The organism is Castellaniella sp. (assembly GCF_004321985.1).
Taxonomy (GTDB): domain Bacteria; phylum Pseudomonadota; class Gammaproteobacteria; order Burkholderiales; family Burkholderiaceae_B; genus Castellaniella.
Genome location: NZ_SCQN01000011.1, coordinates 47,181 through 66,307, shown reverse-complemented (window position 1 = coordinate 66,307; position 19,127 = coordinate 47,181). Strand labels below are relative to the sequence as shown.

Annotated in this window: 12 protein-coding genes and 1 pseudogene; 7 read left to right on the top strand and 6 right to left on the bottom strand. The window is 62.7% G+C overall.

What is annotated here, in order from left to right; translation table 11 throughout:
* The first annotated feature begins 63 nt into the window (after positions 1–63).
* The 6 genes and pseudogenes from gabT (at position 64) to EPN31_RS02615 (ending at position 7,483) form a co-directional block, all read left to right on the top strand.
* Positions 64–1,333, top strand: a pseudogene (gabT, locus tag EPN31_RS02640) (4-aminobutyrate--2-oxoglutarate transaminase).
* Positions 1,334–1,368: 35 nt separating this feature from the next.
* Complete coding sequence (locus tag EPN31_RS02635; RefSeq protein WP_291769095.1) at positions 1,369–2,463, top strand: ABC transporter ATP-binding protein; 1,095 nt, start codon at positions 1,369–1,371, stop codon at positions 2,461–2,463.
* Positions 2,464–2,495: 32 nt separating this feature from the next.
* Positions 2,496–3,542 (top strand): ABC transporter substrate-binding protein, encoded by a 1,047-nt coding sequence (locus EPN31_RS02630; RefSeq protein WP_291769092.1) that lies wholly within the window; start codon positions 2,496–2,498, stop codon positions 3,540–3,542.
* A gap of 48 nt (positions 3,543–3,590) precedes the next feature.
* A complete protein-coding gene (locus EPN31_RS02625; protein WP_291769089.1) occupies positions 3,591–4,826 on the top strand; it encodes an ABC transporter permease in 1,236 nt (411 codons plus the stop codon).
* A gap of 11 nt (positions 4,827–4,837) precedes the next feature.
* Complete coding sequence (locus EPN31_RS02620; protein WP_291769086.1) at positions 4,838–5,680, top strand: ABC transporter permease; 843 nt, start codon at positions 4,838–4,840, stop codon at positions 5,678–5,680.
* 84 nt (positions 5,681–5,764) lie between these two features.
* Positions 5,765–7,483: a thiamine pyrophosphate-binding protein gene (locus EPN31_RS02615; RefSeq protein ID WP_291769083.1), complete on the top strand. Its 1,719-nt coding sequence runs from the start codon at positions 5,765–5,767 to the stop codon at positions 7,481–7,483.
* Between the two features lie 62 nt (positions 7,484–7,545).
* On the opposite strand, the gene EPN31_RS02610 is transcribed toward EPN31_RS02615, so the two are convergent.
* Genes EPN31_RS02610 through EPN31_RS02585 form a run of 6 tightly spaced genes read right to left on the bottom strand, consistent with a single transcriptional unit; the run spans position 7,546 to position 16,527 of the window.
* A complete protein-coding gene (locus EPN31_RS02610) occupies positions 7,546–8,424 on the bottom strand; it encodes an EamA family transporter (protein WP_291769080.1) in 879 nt (292 codons plus the stop codon).
* Between the two features lie 41 nt (positions 8,425–8,465).
* Complete coding sequence (locus EPN31_RS02605) at positions 8,466–9,791, bottom strand: tryptophan--tRNA ligase (protein ID WP_291769077.1); 1,326 nt, start codon at positions 9,789–9,791, stop codon at positions 8,466–8,468.
* A 38-nt stretch (positions 9,792–9,829) separates the two neighbouring features.
* Entirely contained in the window at positions 9,830–10,921 is a 1,092-nt protein-coding gene (gene zapE / locus EPN31_RS02600) for a cell division protein ZapE (RefSeq protein WP_291769074.1), read from the bottom strand.
* Between the two features lie 9 nt (positions 10,922–10,930).
* Complete coding sequence (lpdA, locus tag EPN31_RS02595) at positions 10,931–12,358, bottom strand: dihydrolipoyl dehydrogenase (RefSeq protein ID WP_291769071.1); 1,428 nt, start codon at positions 12,356–12,358, stop codon at positions 10,931–10,933.
* A 14-nt stretch (positions 12,359–12,372) separates the two neighbouring features.
* On the bottom strand, positions 12,373–13,599 hold the full coding sequence (odhB, locus tag EPN31_RS02590) for a 2-oxoglutarate dehydrogenase complex dihydrolipoyllysine-residue succinyltransferase (protein ID WP_291769068.1): 1,227 nt from the start codon (positions 13,597–13,599) through the stop codon (positions 12,373–12,375).
* Between the two features lie 48 nt (positions 13,600–13,647).
* A complete protein-coding gene (locus EPN31_RS02585) occupies positions 13,648–16,527 on the bottom strand; it encodes a 2-oxoglutarate dehydrogenase E1 component (protein ID WP_291769065.1) in 2,880 nt (959 codons plus the stop codon).
* 264 nt (positions 16,528–16,791) lie between these two features.
* Between EPN31_RS02585 and EPN31_RS02580 the strand changes: the two genes are divergently transcribed.
* Entirely contained in the window at positions 16,792–19,086 is a 2,295-nt protein-coding gene (locus EPN31_RS02580; protein ID WP_291769062.1) for an NADP-dependent malic enzyme, read from the top strand.
* Positions 19,087–19,127 lie beyond the last annotated feature (41 nt).

The following is a 19,127-nucleotide window of genomic DNA, read 5'->3' as shown; positions in this document are numbered from 1 at the left end:
CCAAAACATCAGTATAGTGAAAAAAAGGCGATGCGGGAACCGCATGCCACATCGGAGACATTCATGACCGACCTGAATCAGCAGTGGCAGGCGCGCAAGAACGCAGCCATTCCCAACGGCATTGGCATCACCTGCGATTTCTACGCCAAGCGCGCACTGAACGCCGAGCTCTGGGACGTCGAGGACCGACGCTTCATCGACTTCGCAGCCGGCATCGCGGTTGCCAATACCGGGCACTGCCACCCCAAGATTGTCGCCGCCATCCAGGCTCAGTTGGCCGCCTTCACCCACACGGCCTTCCAGGTCGCACCCTACGCGTCGTATGTGGAGCTGGCTGAAAAGGTCAACCAGCTGACCCCCGGCAACCACGCCAAAAAGACGGCGTTCTTCACCACCGGTGCCGAAGCCGTCGAAAACGCCGTCAAGATCGCCCGAGCAGCCACCGGTCGCACCGGCGTCATTGCATTCTCCGGGGCTTTCCATGGCCGAACCTTCATGGGCATGGCGCTGACCGGAAAGGTCGCCCCCTACAAGCAAGCAGGATTTCGGCCCCCTGCCCGGCGAGGTCTACCACCTGCCCTTCCCGACCCCGCTGGACGGCGTCACAACCGACGACTCCATCCGGGCGCTGCACACCCTTTTCAAAGCGGATATCAGCCCCAAACGGGTCGCAGCCATCCTGATCGAGCCGGTACAGGGAGAAGGCGGCTTCAATGTGGCTCCCAACGACCTGCTGCGGGCCTTGCGCCAGGAATGCGACGAACACGGCATCCTGCTGATCGTGGACGAGGTCCAGACCGGTTTCGCGCGCACGGGTCGGATGTTCGCCATCGAACACTCAGGCGTAGTCCCCGACCTGATCACCATGGCCAAAAGCCTGGCAGGCGGCATGCCGCTATCTGGCGTCTGCGGCCGCGCGGAAATCATGGATGCGGCCCCCCGTGGATCGCTGGGCGGGACCTACGCCGGCAATCCGCTCGCCGTAGCGTCTGGCCTGGTAGTGCTGGACATCATCCGCGACGAGCAACTGGTCGCACGCGCAGAAGCCCTGGGGCAGCGCCTGCGCACGGCGCTGGATGACATCCATCACCCCGGTATCGCGGAAATCCGCGGCCTGGGCGCAATGATCGCCGCCGAATTCCGCGACCCGACCACCGGCAAGCCGGATCCCGAAACCGCCGCCCGCATCCAGCGCCGCGCGCGGGAACTGGGGCTGATCCTGCTGACTTGCGGATCGTACGGAAACGTCATCCGCTTTCTGTTCCCCCTGACAATCCCCGATAGCGTGCTGGACGAGGGACTGGATATCCTTAAGGCGGCCATGGCCCGCTGACGGGCTCATGCGTTCAATTGACGGAGGCCCGCCCGATGTCCGCTGCTCCCACTGCTGAACCCTTGGTCCGATTCCAGGGGGTCCAGAAGTCCTATGACGGGACCCACCTGGTCGTCCGCGACCTGAATCTCGACATCTACCCGGGCGAATTCCTGTCGCTGCTGGGCCCATCGGGTTCAGGCAAGACGACCTGCCTGATGATGCTGGCCGGGTTCGAGTCACCGACCGGCGGCGACATCTTCCTGGAAGGCCGCCGCCTGAATGACGTGCCGCCCCACCATCGCAACCTGGGCATGGTGTTCCAGAACTATGCGCTGTTCCCCCACATGACGGTGGAACGCAACCTGGATTACCCGCTGAAAGTCCGCAAGATGCCGGCCCAGGAACGGTCCAAGCGCATCCAGGACGCGCTGGCGATGGTGCAGATGCAGGATTTCGGCAAGCGCTACCCGGCACAGCTGTCGGGCGGCCAGCAGCAGCGGATCGCTCTGGCCCGCGCTCTGGTCTTCCAGCCCAAGATCGTGCTCATGGATGAACCGTTGGGCGCGCTGGACAAGCAACTGCGCGAGCACATGCAGCTCGAGCTCAAGGCACTGCATCGACAGCTCGGCGTGACCTTCGTCTACGTCACTCACGACCAGAGCGAGGCGCTCACCATGAGCAACCGCATCGCCGTCTTCAACCAGGGAATCATCCAGCAGGTCTCCCGCGCGGACACGCTGTACGAGACGCCCTGCAACCGGTTCGTGGCGGGCTTCGTGGGCGACAGCAACCAGTTCCCGGGCACCGTCAAATCGACGGACGGCGAGACCTGCCAGGTCGAGATCGCTGGTGGCCAGGTGCTGCACGGAATCAACGTCCAGAGCCTGACCGCTGGCAGCCCCTGCATCGCCGCCATCCGCCCCGAACGCATCACGCCTAGCTCAGACGGCAGCGCGATCAACCAATTCCAGGCCAGCACGATCGACGAAGTCTATCTCGGCGACCATGTCCGACTGCGGTGCCAGATCACCCCATCAGAAACCTTCTTCGTGAAAATGCCCCTGGTCGCGGACCCAGGGGTGCGGGCCCAAGGCCGGCAAGTCCGGCTGCAGGTCGCCCGCGAGCACGTCTGCATCTTCCAGCCCTGATCCCCCCTCTGACAACAACACTGGAGACATCCATGAAACCTCGTTCCTTACTCGTAGCCCTGGCGCTTTCGGCACCACTGGCCATGCTCGCACAACCGACCCAGGCACGTGATCTGACGGTTGTGAACTTTGGCGGCGCCAACGGCGACGCCCAATTGGCCGCGTTCATCAAGCCCTTCGAGGCAGAATCCGGCAAGAAAGTGATTCCGGTGGCCTATAACGGCGAACAGGCCAAGGTCAAAGCCATGGTCCAGGCGCACAACGTGGTCTGGGACGCAGTTGAAGTCGAGACCGGCGACCTCGGGCGCGGTTGTGACGAGGGCACCTACGAAAAGATCGACTGGACCAAGATACTGGACAAGAACGACATGGTCCCGGGCGCGCTCAAGTATTGCGGCGTAGGTACCTTCGTCTGGTCCACGGTGCTGGCGTACAACGGCGACGCGCTCAAGACGGCGCCCACGAGCTGGGCCGACTTCTGGAACGTGAAGAAATTCCCGGGCAAGCGCGGGTTGCGCAAGGGCGCTCACTACAACCTCGAATTCGCACTGATGGCCGACGGCGTTGCGCCGCAGGACGTATACAAGGTCCTGGCCACCCCCGCAGGTGTGGACCGCGCTTTCAAGAAGCTCGACGAACTCAAGCCCAACATTCAATGGTGGGAAGCCGGTGCCCAGCCGCCGCAGATGTTGGCAGCCGGCGACGTGGTCATGTCCTCCGCCTATAACGGCCGCATCGACGCCGCCCAGCGCGAAGGCCGCAAGAACCTGAAGATCTCCTGGCCGGGCAGCGTCTACGACTTCGACTATTGGGTGATCCCGACCGGTTCGGCCAACAAGCAACAGGCGATCGACTTCGTCAAATACGCCGCCTCGCCCAAGGCACAGGCTGCCTACTCCCAGCACATCGCCTACGGCCCCATCAGCAAGAAGGCCATCGGCATGCTGAGCCCGGACGTCCTGGCCAAGGTCCCGAACTCGCCGGCAAACGCAAAGGGCGCACTGTTCAACAATCTGGAGTTCTGGACCGACCACGGCGAAGAACTGGAGCAACGCTTCACGGCCTGGGCTGCCCGCTAAACAGCCAGCGGCCGGCGGCGACCGCAGGCCGGTCACTCAGGGGACACCATGGACACGACGATCGTCAATCCGGATGCCGTGCGACGCGCGATGAAAACAACGCAACGTCGCAAGACGGCACGCGCCATGATTCTGGTGGGCCCCCTGGCCCTCTTCCTGCTGGTGATCTTCGTCATCCCGATCGCTTCGCTGCTCACACGCGCGGTCGACAACCCGGAGGTCATCCACACTCTGCCACGGACGCTGCAGGCCCTGCAGCACTGGGATCGGCACGCGGCTCCTCCTGACCTGGCTTATCTGGCGCTCAGCCAGGATCTGACTCAGGCAAAGAGCACCAGCGCCGCCGGTGAACTCGCCCGGCGCCTCAACTACGAAGTCCCGGGGTACCGGTCGCTGATCTTCAAGACCATGCGCCACATGCCCATCCAGGCGACCGACGGCGCCGCCGCGCGCCAGGATCTGGTGAAACTCGACCCGCGCTGGGGGAATACACGCTACTGGACCGCCATCGCCAGCAACGACAAGTCCTGGTCTCCCTACTATCTGCTGGCGTCGCTGGACCTGCGGACCAACAACGACGGCCACATCGTCTCCATGCCGCCGGATACGTCGGCCTTCCGGGCCATCTTCGCGCGTACCTTCGGGATCAGCCTGGTCGTGACGCTGGTTGCCCTGATCCTGGGCTATCCGCTGGCCTACTGGATCACGCGCCTGACCAAGCGCCAGGCGAACCTGGTGCTGATCTGCATCCTGATTCCGTTCTGGACATCCATCCTGGTGCGCATTGCCGCATGGGTGGTGCTGCTGCAGCGCGAGGGGCTGATCAACGACGCCCTGATGCAGCTGGGTATCATCTCGCAGCCGCTGCCGCTGCTCTTCAATCGCCTCGGCGTCTACATCGCCATGGTGCACATTCTGCTGCCCTTCATGGTGCTACCGCTGTACAGCGTGATGCAGTCCGTGCCGCCCAGCTACCAGCGGGCCGCGATCTCCCTGGGCAGTCACCCCTTCGCCGCGTTCTGGCGGGTATATGTCCCACAAACCTATCCGGGGGTTGCTGCCGGCTCGCTGCTCGTCTTCATCATCGCCGTGGGCTACTACATCACGCCTGCCCTCCTGGGCGGCGCCGGTGACCAGATGATCAGCTACTACGTCGCCTACTTCACGAACCAGACAATCAACTGGGGCATGGCAAGCGCCCTGGGGCTGATCCTGTTGGCCGGTACCTTGCTGCTCTATACCCTGTACCGCAGAATTTCGGGCAAAGAACTGGCACTTGGCTAGGGGGACACGTCATGTTGAAGACTTCGCTGCCACCCTACGCCTCGCTGAGCGAGCGCCTCTGGTACTACATGCTACGCGTCCTGTGCGCGCTGATCCTGCTCTTTCTGCTACTGCCCATCCTGGTCATCATCCCGCTGTCATTCAACCAGAGCTCCATGCTGCTCTACCCGATCCAGTCGTTCTCACTGCACTGGTACGACACGCTGTTTCATTCAGATGACTGGGCCCGCGCCACCACCAACAGCTTCATCGTGGCGCCTTCGGCCACCGCCCTGGCGACCATCCTGGGAACACTGGCGGCAGCCGGCCTGCACCGGGTGCAATTCCGGGGCAAGGGCCTGCTCATGGCCGTCCTGATTTCGCCCATGATCGTTCCGCTGGTGGTGACGGGCCTGGGCATCTACCTGTTCTTCGCCCCATACGGCCTGGTCAACAGCTATTCGGGGCTGATCCTTGCACTGGCCGCGATCGGCGCACCCTTCGTGGTCACTACGGTGTCGGCTACCCTGCAGGGGTTCGACCCCAACCTGCTGCGGGCCAGCTACAGCCTGGGGGCCGGGCCGGTCCGCACGTTCTTCCGCGTGACCTTGCCCATCATCGCGCCCGGCGTCATCGCCGGCGCCCTGTTCGCCTTCGCGACGGCCTTCGACGAAATCGTGATCACGCTGTTTCTGGCGGGTCCTGAACAGGTCACGCTGCCTCGCCAGATGTTCACTGGTATCCGCGAGAACATCAGTCCGGTGATTGCGGCGGTCGCCACCATCCTGATCCTATTCTCGACCACGCTGCTGCTGGTGCTGGAATGGCTGCGCGGCCGCGCCGCAGCCAAGACAACACGGGTGGAACCGGCCTGAAGGGCGGGCAGTTGCCACGTCCATGGAGGGGTGGGGTACCATCGAGTGGTACGCTGAACTCCCACGAATTCAAAACGCCACAAAATGACGGACACCCCAAAGCCCCGCCTCGCCGGCCACGTCTTGGTCGACCAACTCCGCGTGCACGGCACCGACCACGTCTTCTGCGTCCCTGGCGAGAGCTACCTGGCCGTGCTCGATGGACTGTACGACGCCGGCATCCAGGTCACCGTCTGCCGCCAGGAAGGTGGCGCGGCCATGATGGCGGAAGCCTATGGAAAACTCACCGGACGACCCGGCATCTGTCTCGCCACGCGGGCACCTGGGGCCTCCAACGCGGTCGCAGGGATACACATCGCGTCGCAGGATTCCACGCCCATGATTCTGCTGGTGGGGCAGATCCGCCGTTCGCACCGCGATCGCGAGGCCTTCCAGGAGATGGACTACAAGGCCGTCTTCGGCTCCCAGGTCAAATGGGCGGCCGAAATCGATCAGGCCGAGCGTATCCCCGAATATCTGGCACGCGCCTTCCACGTCGCACAGTCGGGGCGCCCGGGACCGGTCGTGCTGGCACTGCCCGAAGACATGCTGACGGAGACTCTCGTGGTCAACGATGCCCACCCCTGCGTGCGCACCGACGCGTTTCCCACAACCGGGCAACTGCAAGCCTTCAGATCGTTGCTTGCTCAGGCACAGCGGCCGCTGGCGATTCTGGGCGGTAGCGGTTGGGACGAGGACGCCGTGCAGGCCTTCGGCGCATTCTCCACACGCCACGGCATCCCCATCGCCGTGGAGTTCCGGCGGCAGATGCTCTGTTCCACCGACCACCCGAACTTCATCGGCGACCTGGGGCTGGGGAGCTCCCCGCGGATGCTGGAAGCGATCCGGGAATCGGACCTCATCCTGACGGTGGGTGGACGCCTCTCGGAAATCCCCAGCCAGGGGTACACGCTTTTCGAAATCCCTTGCCCACATCAGAAGCTGGTCCACGTCCATCCTGACATCAACGAATTGAACCGCGTCTACCAAGCGGATGTCGCCATGGCCTGCAGCCCGCGCACCTGGACCCATTTGATCCAGGACATGGCCAGTACGTCCACTACCGAGCGGCAGGCACGATGTGCGGAGCTGCACGCCGCCCGCGTCGCGTGGAGCGATCCGCGCAAGATCCAGGTTCCGGGCGCTTTGCAAATGGGCGCTGTCGTGGCCCACCTGAACGCCACGCTCCCGAAGGACGCCGTCATCACGAACGGTGCAGGCAACTTCGCGACCTGGATTCACCGCTTCTATCAGTTCCGGGCCTACGGCACCCAACTGGCGCCCACCTCCGGCTCCATGGGCTACGGACTGCCAGCTGCGGTCGCGGCCAAGCGGATCTTTCCAAACCGCACAGTGGTCTGCTTTACGGGCGACGGCAGTTTCATGATGCACGGGCAGGAATTCGCGACCGCGGTCCAGTACGAACTTCCCATCCTGGTGATCATCATCGACAACAGCATGTTCGGCACGATCCGCATGCATCAGGAACGGCATTACCCAGGCAGAGTGTCCGGCACCATGCTGCACAACCCGGACTTCGCCGCCTACGCCCGCGCCTTTGGCGGCCACGGTGAGCATGTGGAGACGACCGAGGAATTCGCTCCAGCTCTGAAACGGGCCATGGACAGCGGGCAACCTGCCATCGTGCACTGCATCCTGGATCCGGAAGCCATCACCCCCACGACGACGATCAGCCACCTGCGCGCGGCAGCCATCACAGCATTGTCGCAGGCATCCGGGTCATCTGGCACCCGGCAGCCGTGACGCCTCATCGTAGAGACCTGTGGCTTCTGCCCCCGGCGTAGTAAGCACCAACGCTGGCGCGGTCAGCGCGCAGCCGCACGCACAACGCCGATGCTGGCGGTCACGACCAGCGCCGTACCCAGCATCTGGCTTGCCGTCATCCACTGACCGAGGATGAGCCACCCGGCACAGGCCCCGATAGCCGGTTCCATGCTCATCAAAACGCCAAACGTCGGAGACGGCAAGCGCCTGAGCGACAACATCTCCAGAATGTATGATGCCAACGGTGAGAGGACCGCGAGTCCGGCCGTCCACAACAGCTGCTGCCACGGAAACGCGAGCGAGCCGACTTCAGCCGCCGAAAATGGCAACGAGATAATGGCAGCCACCAGCGAAGAAACCGCAATCCCCTGAAATCCGCGAAATGCCTGGCCAACGGACTTCATCATGACGATGTAAACCCCCCAACCGACGGCAGCCAACAGGGCGAACCCTATCCCCGGCAGATCGATATTTCCGGATGGACCGGCATCACCCATGACCAGCAGCAGGATCCCCGCCGCCGCCAGCAGAGGCCAGGCCAGCGCGCGCCAGCCCCGAACACCAAATGCGGCCACGGACAACGGCCCGCAGAATTCCAGAGCAACTGTCAGATGCTGGGGCAAACGGTTCAGCGCCATGAAGAAGGACAGCGTCATCGTGACCATGGCGCAGCCCAGCAAGAGGGCGGCACGCCATTGCACCCATGTGAGGCGATGCAGCGGCGGACGGGCAATCAGCAACAGCACCAGAGATGCCCAGCATAACCGCAGCCCAGAGGTACTGATGACGCCGTAGTCCGCCATGACCGGCACAGACAGCGAGACCCCCGACTGGACGCTGGTCATCGAGGCCACCGCCATGCCGACGGCCACCAGAGCCGCACGCCGACCCACACCGCCAGGCGCTGCAACCACCGTCACCCCCGGATCTCCTGCAACCCCATTCGCCCGTCGGCGGGCGATCAGATCTGCGCCAGCGCCTGCTGCACCTGGCTCAGACTCTCTACACTGCAATATGCCCAGCGCTGACCATCGACAGCCAGACTGACTCGGCCCTGTTCGTCCGGCTTCAGCATTGTCAGATCCATCCGCGCCACAGCGCGGCTCAGCTGATTGAGCTGCTTGGGATCGGCAAAAGGCTCGGATAACAAGAGCTCATGGCCATCGGCCGAAAACAACCGCTGGCGAAAAGCGCCGGTTTCGTCGCGAAACGACGCGAGACGCGCCCGCGCGGATTTTTCAACCTTTTTCGACGCGGTCCGGGCCGCCGGCTGGCGCAGCCCCACCGCCTCACGCAGCCGCTCCATGAACGGCACGGCGAGATGGCGCGCCTTCTGCGCACCCACCTGGAGGATCTCCTCGATCCGGTCCGGATGCGCCATCAGATCGGCATAGTGCGATCTCATGGGACCGATCTGCGCCTCGATGCAATCACACAGCGCGGACTTGGCTTCGCCCCACCCCAAACCCGCTTCCAGTTCGGCCTTGAAAGTCCGGGCCTGCGCTTGCGTGGAAAACGCCCGGTAAAGGGTGTACAGATGGGAGCCCTCGGCGTCCTTGGGCTCACCCGGCAGACGCGAGTCTGTCACGATCTGCGCCACCGCTGCCTTCAGCGCCTTCTGGCCGCCCTCAAAAAGCGGAATGGTGTTGTGATAGCTCTTGGACATCTTGCGCCCATCGAGTCCCGGCAGCGTGGCCACGGCCTCGTCGATCTGGACCTCTGGCAGGACGAACACGTCATGCCCACGACCATACAGATGATTGAAACGCTGGGCAATGTCCCGCGCCATTTCCAGGTGCTGGATCTGATCCCGCCCCACGGGCACCCGGTGGGCGTTGAACATCAAGATGTCTGCCGCCATCAGCACCGGATATGAAAACAGCCCCATAGTGACGCCGTCGTCCGGTTCGGTTCCTCTGGCTTCGTTGGCATCCACCGATGCCTTGTAGGCATGGGCGCGGTTCATCAGTCCCTTCGGCGTGACGCACGTCAGCATCCAGCAAAGTTCAGGAATCTCCGGAACGTCGGACTGGCGATAAAACGTCACCCGGTCGGTGTCCAGGCCTGCCGCCAGCCAGGTGGCGGCAATCTCCATCCGCGAGCGCGCCACCACAGCCGGGTCGGCACACTTGATGAGCGCGTGAAAATCGGCCAGGAAGAAAAAAGCGTCCACGCCCGGCTGAGCACTTGCCTCGACCGCAGGCCGGATCGCACCGGCGTAATTGCCCAGATGAGGCGTGCCGGACGTCGTGATGCCAGTCAGGACCCGCGTGACTGCTGTGCTCATGTGCTTGAATTCCGCAAGTGCGGGCCCGCGACAGGGCCCTATAAAACGACAGCCAACCTCCGGGCCTCGTCCAGGTATTCGCGCGACTGCATTTCCATCAGCCGCGACACCGTGCGCGAGAACTCGTTGGACATGGGGCCCTGAGTATAAAGCTCATCAGCCGGACACTGCGCCGAAAGGATCAGCTTGACCTTGTGGTCGTAGAACACGTCCACCAGCCAGGTGAACCGGCGTGCCTCGGAAGCCTGACGCGGTGCCATACGCGGAACGTCAGAGACAATGACCGTCTGAAACCGGTCGGCAAGATCCAGATAATCGTTCTGGGAGCGCGGTGTGCCGCACAGGGCCTGGAAATCGAACCATACGACCGTGCCCGACAATGCGATAGCCCGGATCTCACGGTTTTCGATCGTCAGCACCGGCTTCTGCGCGGCCGTATCGGCCAACCGGTCGAAGGCCGAACGCAATTCGTCGTGGGTAGATGCCACGACGGGCGTGATGTAGGTCCGGATTTCAGCCAACGTGCGGCGGCGATAATCGATACCCGCATCCACGTTCAGGATGTCCATCCTGTCCTGGATGAGCGCGATGGCCGGCAGGATACGATCGCGGTGCAGGCCATCCGGGTAGAGCGTGGAGGGCTCGTAGTTGGAGGTCATCACAAACGAGGTGCCATATTCGAACAGGCGCATCAGCAACCGGTACAGGATCATCGCATCGGCCACGTCCGAGACGTGAAATTCGTCGAAGCAGATGAGCCGATAACGCTTGGCAATGTTGCGCGCGACATGGTCCAGCGGGTCGGCCTCGCCGCTCACCGCACGGATCTCGCGATGCACCCCACGCATGAACTCATGAAAATGCAGGCGGACCTTGCGCTTGACGGGCACCGTCAGATAGAACGCGTCCATGAGAAAACTCTTGCCGCGCCCCACCCCGCCCCAGAGGTAGATCCCCCTGGGAACGGGCGGGTGCAAAAAGAGCTTCTTCAGGCGGCTGGACCGCTGCCGCTTGAACTCGATCCAGTCGTCGAAGTACTGCTGCAGGCGATCCACTGCCACACGCTGGGCTTCGTCAGCAACAAAGCCCCTGTCGCGCAGCGCCTGCGCGTAATACTCGCGGACGTTCATTGACTCGAACTACAGGTTCAGCGTGCGCTTGTCCACCGCCAGCGCTGCTTCCTTGACGGCCTCAGACAAAGTCGGGTGCGCATGGCAGATGCGCGCGATGTCCTCGGAAGCACCCCGGAATTCCATGATGGTGACGGCTTCCGAGATGAGTTCGGATGCCATTGGGCCCACGATGTGCACACCCAGGACCTCGTCGGTCTTGGCATCGGCCAGGATCTTCACGAAACCCGTGGTATCGCCCAACGCCCGCGCCCGGCCATTGGCCATGAACGGGAAGCTGCCGGCCTTGTAGTCGCGCCCGGCGGCCTTCAGCGCCTGTTCGGATTTGCCCACCCAGGCAACCTCGGGCGAGGTGTAGATGACCCACGGAATGGTGTCGAAGTTGACGTGTCCGTGCTGGCCAGCGATGCGCTCGGCCACGGCCACGCCTTCTTCTTCCGCCTTGTGCGCCAGCATCGGGCCGCGAACCACGTCGCCCACCGCCCAGACATTGGGCAGGTTGCTGCGGCAATCCTCGTCCACCACGACAAAACCGCGGTCATCCAGCTTCAGCCCCACGGTTTCGGCGCCGAGCCCCTGGGTATTGGGCACGCGCCCGATGGAAACCATCAGATGATCCACCACCAGCTTCTGCTCTGCGCCGGCCGCATCCGTGTACTGGACCGTGACCGTCTTGGCCGTGGTCTTGACCTCGGTGATGCGTACACCGGTGTGAATGTCCAGGCCCTGCTTGACAAGCGCCTTCTGGGCTTCCTTGGCCACATCGCGATCCACGGCACCCAGGAAATCGGGCAGCGCTTCGAGAATGGTGACCTCGGCACCCAAACGGCGCCAGACGCTGCCCATTTCCAGGCCTACCACGCCCGCGCCAATGATGCCGAGCTTCTTGGGCACAGCGGCCAGGCGCAACGCGCCGTCGTTGGACAGGATGCGCTCTTCGTCAAAAGGGGTCCCGGGCAGTTCACGCGCGTTGGAACCCGTCGCCACGATCACGTGGCGGGCCTCCAGATCCTCGTCGGTCTTGCCCGAGACTTTCACTGACCAGCCGAAATCGGTCTTGGCCGCCAGCGACCCAGTCCCATGAAAGAAAGACACCTTGTTCTTCTTGAAAAGATACAGAATGCCTTCGTTGTTCTGCTTGACGACGGTGTCCTTCCGGCCGATGAGCTTGGCCAGATCCAGGGAAACCCCCTTTACCGTGATGCCGTGCTCGGCAAAATGCTCGTTCACCTGCTCGTAGTGCTCGGATGACTGCAGCAGCGCCTTAGACGGGATGCAGCCAACGTTGGTGCAGGTGCCGCCCGGCGCCGGCTTGCCCGCAGGGCTGGTCCAAGCGTCCACGCAAGCCACCATCAGGCCCAGCTGCGCGGCACGGATCGCCGCAATATAACCACCAGGGCCGCCACCAATGACGACCACATCAAATTGCTTTGCCATGATTTCTCGACCCCTCAGACGTTCAGCAACAGACGTTGAGGATCTTCCAGAGCCTCTTTCATGGCGACCAGCGCCAGAACTGCCTCGCGTCCATCGATCAGGCGGTGGTCATAGGACAACGCCAGATAGTTCATCGGGCGGATCACGATCTGCCCGTCTTCCACCACCGGCCTGTCCTTGGTTGCGTGAATGCCCAGGATGGCTGCCTGCGGCGGGTTGATGATGGGGGTGGACAGCATGGAACCGAACACGCCGCCATTGGAGATCGAGAAGGTGCCGCCGGTGAGTTCATCCAGCGTGAGCTTGCCGTCCTGGGCACGTTGGCCAAAGTCGGCAATCTGCTTCTCGATTTCGGCCAGCGTGAGCTGGTCCGCATTGCGCAGGATAGGCACCACCAGGCCGCGCGGGCTGCCCACGGCCACGCCGATATCGAAGTAGCCGTGGTAGATGATGTCCTTGCCGTCGATCGAGGCATTGACGATCGGATAGCGCTTGAGTGCCGCAACCGCCGCCTTGACGAAGAACGATGTGAAACCCAGCTTGACGCCGTGTTCCTTCTGGAAAGCGTCCTTGTATTTCTTGCGCAGGTCCATGATGGCCTGCATGTTGACCTCGTTGAAGGTCGTGAGAATGGCGTTTTCGGTTTGCGACTGAATGAGGCGCTCTGCCACGCGCGCCCGCAGGCGGCTCATCGGAACGCGCTGTTCGGGGCGACCGTCCAGTCCTACCGGCACAGGCGCCGATGGCGTGGAGGGGGCCGGAGCGGCAGCAGCGGGCGCACTCACGGCCTGCAGCGCGTCGCCCTTAGTCACACGGCCGTCCCGGCCGGAACCCTGGACAGTAGCAGAATCAATGCCCTTTTCCGACAGGATCTTGCCCGCAGCGGGTGAAGCCACCGAAGACTTGGCGGCGGCCTTGGGCGCTTCGGCGGGCGCGGCAGCAGGCGATGCTGCGGGTGCGGGCGCTGCTTTTGGCGCTTCAGCCGGCGCCGCAGCCTTCGCGGACGTGTCGATGCGTGCCAGGACCTCGCCAGCCACCACCGTACTGCCATCGCCCTTGACGATCTCGGTCAGTACACCCGACACCGGTGCGGGGACTTCGAGCACGACTTTGTCGGTTTCGACTTCGATCAGAATTTCGTCGGCCTCGACGGCAGCGCCAGGCTGCTTCTTCCAGTTCAACAGGGTGGCTTCGGACACCGATTCCGAAAGCTGAGGGACGACAACTTCTTTAATGGCCATGATGGTTTTCCGTATTATCTGAATTTTCTGGAGACGCGTTCAATCTGATCACTTGATCATCGAGAGGCTTTTCAGTTTGGCGGCAAAGGCCTGCTCGACCAGCGCGCGCTGCTGTTCCTGGTGTTTGGCCAAATAGCCCACGGCAGGCGAAGCCGAAGCCGGGCGCCCCGCGTAACCGAGCTTCTGTCCGTCGCTCATGTTCTCGTACAGATGGTGCTGGACATAGAACCAAGGACCCTGATTCTGCGGCTCGTCCTGCACCCACACCAGTTCCTTGGCATTCGGGTATTTCTGCAGTTCCGCCTGGAACGACTTGTGTGCAAAAGGATAGAGCTGTTCGACGCGCAAGATGGCGACATCGGTCCGCTTCTGGTCGGTGCGCGCCTGAACCAGATCGTAGTAGACCTTGCCCGAGCACAGCATCACGCGCTTGACCTCGTCGGCCACGATGGCGGGGTCGACCTCACCGATCACTGGCTGGAAGGTGCCGCTCACCAGGTCTTCCAGCGGCGAGGTGGCGTGCTTGTTGCGCAGCAGCGACTTGGGCGTGAAGATCACCAGCGGCTTGCGGAACGGCCGGATCATCTGGCGACGCAGCACGTGGAAGATCTGCGCGCCATTGGTGGGCTGGACGACCTGGATATTGTTGTCGGCGCACATCTGCAGGAAACGCTCGATGCGCGCTGAAGAGTGCTCCGGACCCTGGCCTTCGTAGCCATGCGGCAGCATCAGCGTCAGACCGCACTGGCGGCCCCACTTGGCTTCGCCGGATGTGATGAACTGGTCGATCACGACCTGGGCACCGTTGGCAAAATCGCCGAACTGGGCCTCCCAGATCGTCATGACATTCGGTTCGGCCGTGGCGTAGCCGTATTCGAAACCGAGTACCGACAGCTCGGACAGCACGGAGTCGATGATCGTGAAATTCGCCTGATTGTCGGAAACGTGCTCCAGCGGCACATAGACGCCCGCATCCCAACGCTCGCGATTCTGATCGTGCAGCACCGCATGGCGGTGGCTGAACGTGCCACGACCGGAATCCTGGCCCGTGAGGCGGATGGCGTAGCCATTGGTCAGCAACGTCGCAAAAGCCAGGTGTTCACCCATGCCCCAATCGATCGGATGCTCGCCATGCGCCATCGCCAGACGGTCAGCCAGAAGCTTCTTCACCAGCGGATGCACGGTGAAGCCGTCCGGGACCTGGGTGATCTTTTCGCCGATGCGGGTCAGCTCGGCAAGCGGCACGCCCGTGTCGGCATGATCGGTCCACTTCGCCGCCAGAAACGGCGACCAGTCGGTGGAGTATTTGTTCCTGTAATCGGTCAACACGGGTTCCACTGTGTGCTGACCGTCTTCCATGAGCTGGCGGTAGTCCTTCACCATCTGATCGGGTTCGCCGTCGGCCAGGATACCCTGGGCCACGAGGCGTTCACCGTACAGCTTGCGCGTGCCGGGGTGCGTGCCGATACTCTTGTACATGAGCGGCTGCGTGAGCGACGGCGTGTCCTGCTCGTTGTGTCCCAGCTTGCGGAAGCACACGATGTCCACGACCACGTCGTGATGAAACTGCAGGCGGTAATCCAGCGCGATCTGGGTCACGTACACCACGGCTTCGGGATCGTCGCCATTGACGTGGAAGACAGGCGCCTCGATCAGCTTGACCACATCCGTGCAATACGTGGAAGAGCGCGTGTCACGCGGGTCGGAAGTCGTGAAGCCGATCTGATTGTTGATGACAATGTGCAGCGTACCGCCCGTGCCAAAGCCGCGCGTCTGGGCCAGATTCAGTGTTTCCATCACCACGCCCTGGCCGGCGAAGGCGGCATCGCCGTGAACCAGCACCGGCAGCACCTGGCTGCCTTCGTGGTCGCCGCGACGATCCTGGCGGGCGCGCACGCTGCCCTCGACCACCGGATCGACGATTTCCAGATGGGATGGATTGAACGCCAACGACAGGTGGACGGGGCCACCACGCGTGGACAAATCGCTGGAAAAGCCGTTGTGGTATTTGACGTCGCCGTCGCTCAGCCCCTGTGCATGCTTGCCTTCGAATTCGGCAAACAGATCGCCGGGCATCTTGCCCATGATGTTGACCAGCATGTTCAAGCGGCCCCGGTGGGCCATGCCCACAACGATGTCCTGAACACCGTTTTCGCCCGCGTGATTCACGACCTCGTCCATGGAGGCGATGAAGCTTTCGCCGCCCTCGAGCGAAAAGCGCTTCTGACCGACGTATTTCGTGTGCAAGAAGCGTTCCAGGCCTTCAGCCTCGGTCACCTGGCGCAGGATGTTGCGTTTCTGCTCGTTGGTGTATTCGGGCAAACCGAGCGTGGACTCGAGACGTTCCTGGATCCAGCGCTTGACCGCCGGGTCAGTGATATGCATGAACTCCGCACCGACATTGCGGCAGTAGGTGTCCTGCAGGGCCTTCAGGATGTCCCGCAGGGTCATCGTGTCGGCCTTGGTGAAATAGGTATTGGTCGCGGAGTAGATCTGATCCAGATCAGCCTCGGACAGCCCATAGAAAGCGGGATCGAGCTCGGGGATTTCCGGGCGTTCGCGGCGCTTCAGCGGATCGAGTTGCGCCAGGCGCAGGCCCAGCGATCGGTAAGCAGCAATGATGGACTGAACATAGACCTGTTTGCCAGCGATGGCCAGCGACTGGTCGGAGGCGATCGCGGGACGCACATGAAAAGAGTTTTCGCGGGCACGCTGTGCAAACGATGCAATGATGGGCGCATGCGCCTGATCACGCGTGGCTTCGCGGCCATCCACCGCGGGCTGGTGCTGAAGCTGATCGAAGTAGCTGCGCCACTGATCCGGAACCGCGCCCGGATTGCCTAGATAGGATTCGTAGAGGTCTTCTACGTAGGGGGCGTTTGCGCCAAAAAGATAGGAATTAGACTGGAGTTCTTGTTCCGTGGACATTATGTGCTTCACCTGACGGGTGCTTCACCCGAACGATGCAGATTTCAAAAACCTTCCGCAACTTGGCCTGACCAATACGCGGATAGCAAGAGGCAGAAGGCTAATGTACGACGCCTTACATATGCCGTATTAAGGGTGAAGTATACCCGGGTTGAGACTGGGGTATACACTTGACGCCTCGAAACGCTGCATTTGCGTCGTTTTGCGTTGGCTTTACAAAACACCCACAGGACCCCGCAGAAAAAGGCAGGAGCAGAAGCCACTATGGACCTCAATGACGACCGCGCCAAGATGGCGCTGGACTACCACGCTTACCCGACACCCGGAAAGATTTCCGTGGTGCCCACCAAGCCGCTCGCCAACCAGGACGATCTGACACTGGCATACTCCCCCGGGGTGGCAGCCGCCAGCCTGGCGATCCATGCGGACGGCGAACCCGCCGCCACCAAGTACACCTCGCGAGGCAATCTGGTGGGGGTGGTGACCAACGGTACGGCCGTCCTGGGCCTGGGCAACATCGGTCCCATGGCCGCCAAGCCGGTCATGGAAGGCAAAGGCTGCCTGTTCAAGAAATTCGCAGGCATCGACGTCTTCGACATCGAGCTGGACGAACACGATCCGGACAAGCTCGTGGACATCATCGCCGCGCTGGAGCCGACACTGGGCGGGATCAACCTGGAAGACATCAAGGCGCCCGAATGCTTCTATATCGAAAAGAAGCTGCGCGAACGCATGAAGATCCCGGTCTTCCACGACGACCAGCACGGCACCGCGATCATCTCATCGGCCGCCATCCTGAATGGCCTGAAGGTCGTCGGCAAGAAAATGGGCGAGGTCAAACTGGTGTGCTCCGGCGCCGGGGCAGCTGCCATCGCCTGCCTGGACCTGCTGGTGAAGCTGGGCATCAACCGCCATAACGTCTTCGTCGTGGACTCTCGCGGCGTCATCTGGAAGGGTCGCGACGAACACATGGAGCCCAACAAGGCTCGCTACGCCCAGGAAACCAACGCACGCACGCTGGCCGACGTGGTGAAAGGCGCCGACGTGTTTCTCGGGTGCTCGGCACCGGGGGTGCTGACGCAGGACATGGTGCGCTCCATGGCAGATCGCCCAATGATCCTGGCGCTTGCCAACCCCGATCCCGAAATCCGCCCAGAAGACGCCAAGGCCGCTCGCCCGGACTGCGTGGTGGCCACAGGCCGCTCGGACTATCCGAACCAGGTCAACAACGTCCTGTGCTTTCCCTTCATTTTCCGCGGGGCGCTGGACTGCGGTGCCAGCGTCATCAACGAGGACATGAAGCTGGCCTGCGTGAAGGCGATCGCCGAGCTCGCCGAAGCCGAGCCCAGCGCCGAAATGGCCAGCGCCTACGCGGACCAGGATCTGAGTTTCGGACCTGAATACATCATTCCCAAGCCCTTCGACCCCCGGCTGATCCTGAAGGTCGCGCCGGCCGTGGCCGAAGCGGCTGCCGCCTCTGGCGTGGCGCGCCGTCCCATCCAGGACATGGATGCCTACCGCCAATCGCTCATGAGCATCGTGTACCACTCCGGTCAGCTCATGCGTCCCCTCTTCAACCGCGCCAAGCTCTCGCCCAAGCGCGTCATCTACGCCGATGGCGAAGACGAACGCGTGCTGCGGGCGGCACAGACGGTACTAGAAGAAAAGATTGCGCGCCCCATCCTGATCGGCCGGCCATCGGTCATCGAGATGCGTGTGCGCAAGTTCGGCCTGCATCTGGTGCCGGGCGAAAACATCGAGATCGTGAACCCGGAAGACGACTCCCGGTTCAACGAGACCTGGAATGCGTACTTCAAGCTGACGGGCCGGGAAGGCGTCACCCCGGACATCGCCAAGGCCATGGTGCGCAAGCACAATTCACTGATCGGCGTAATGCTGCTGCAACGCGGCGACGCCGACGCCATGCTGTGCGGCGTGGCCAGCCGGTTCGACAACCAGCTCAAATACGTGGAGCAGGTCATCGGTCTGAAGCCCGGCGCAGGGACCTTCGCGGCCATGAACGTCCTGATGCTGCCAATGCAGACGCTGTTCATCTGCGACACGCACGTCAACGAGGACCCGACCGCCGAACAGATTGCCGACATGACGATCCTTGCGGCTGAAGAGGTCCGGCGCTTTGGCGTGGTACCCAAGATCGCGCTGCTGTCGCATTCCAACTTCGGCAGCCGTCCGACGGCGTCTTCCCGCAAGATGGCCGAGGCCTGCCGCCTGATCGCGCAGCGCGCTCCCGATCTGGAGGTCGATGGGGAGATGCACGCGGACTCGGCACTATCCGAAGCGATCCGCCTGAAGTCCTACCCGGACTCGACGCTGAAAGGCCCCGCCAATCTGCTGATCACGCCCAACCTGGATACAGGCAACATCACCTACAACATCCTGAAGATGGTCGGCAGCCATGGCGTGGCCATGGGGCCGGTACTGCTGGGGGCCGCCCGCCCCGTCCACATCCTGACCACCAGCTCCACCGTGCGCCGGATCATCAACATGACGGCCTTGGCCGTGGTGGACGCGCAGCAAGAAGCCGGCGAACAGCTCTGAGGCGCACCTGGCGGGGCGCGGGCCGGTACACCGCCCGCTCC

Coding starts and splice junctions, on each gene's coding strand:
- EPN31_RS02635 (WP_291769095.1), top strand. CDS start 1,369: ATGTCCGCTGCTCCCACTGCTGAACCCTTGGTCCGATTCCAGGGGGTC.
- EPN31_RS02630 (WP_291769092.1), top strand. CDS start 2,496: ATGAAACCTCGTTCCTTACTCGTAGCCCTGGCGCTTTCGGCACCACTG.
- EPN31_RS02625 (WP_291769089.1), top strand. CDS start 3,591: ATGGACACGACGATCGTCAATCCGGATGCCGTGCGACGCGCGATGAAA.
- EPN31_RS02620 (WP_291769086.1), top strand. CDS start 4,838: ATGTTGAAGACTTCGCTGCCACCCTACGCCTCGCTGAGCGAGCGCCTC.
- EPN31_RS02615 (WP_291769083.1), top strand. CDS start 5,765: ATGACGGACACCCCAAAGCCCCGCCTCGCCGGCCACGTCTTGGTCGAC.
- EPN31_RS02605 (WP_291769077.1), bottom strand. CDS start 9,791: ATGAGCACAGCAGTCACGCGGGTCCTGACTGGCATCACGACGTCCGGC.
- zapE (WP_291769074.1), bottom strand. CDS start 10,921: ATGAACGTCCGCGAGTATTACGCGCAGGCGCTGCGCGACAGGGGCTTT.
- lpdA (WP_291769071.1), bottom strand. CDS start 12,358: ATGGCAAAGCAATTTGATGTGGTCGTCATTGGTGGCGGCCCTGGTGGT.
- odhB (WP_291769068.1), bottom strand. CDS start 13,599: ATGGCCATTAAAGAAGTTGTCGTCCCTCAGCTTTCGGAATCGGTGTCC.
- EPN31_RS02585 (WP_291769065.1), bottom strand. CDS start 16,527: ATGTCCACGGAACAAGAACTCCAGTCTAATTCCTATCTTTTTGGCGCA.
- EPN31_RS02580 (WP_291769062.1), top strand. CDS start 16,792: ATGGACCTCAATGACGACCGCGCCAAGATGGCGCTGGACTACCACGCT.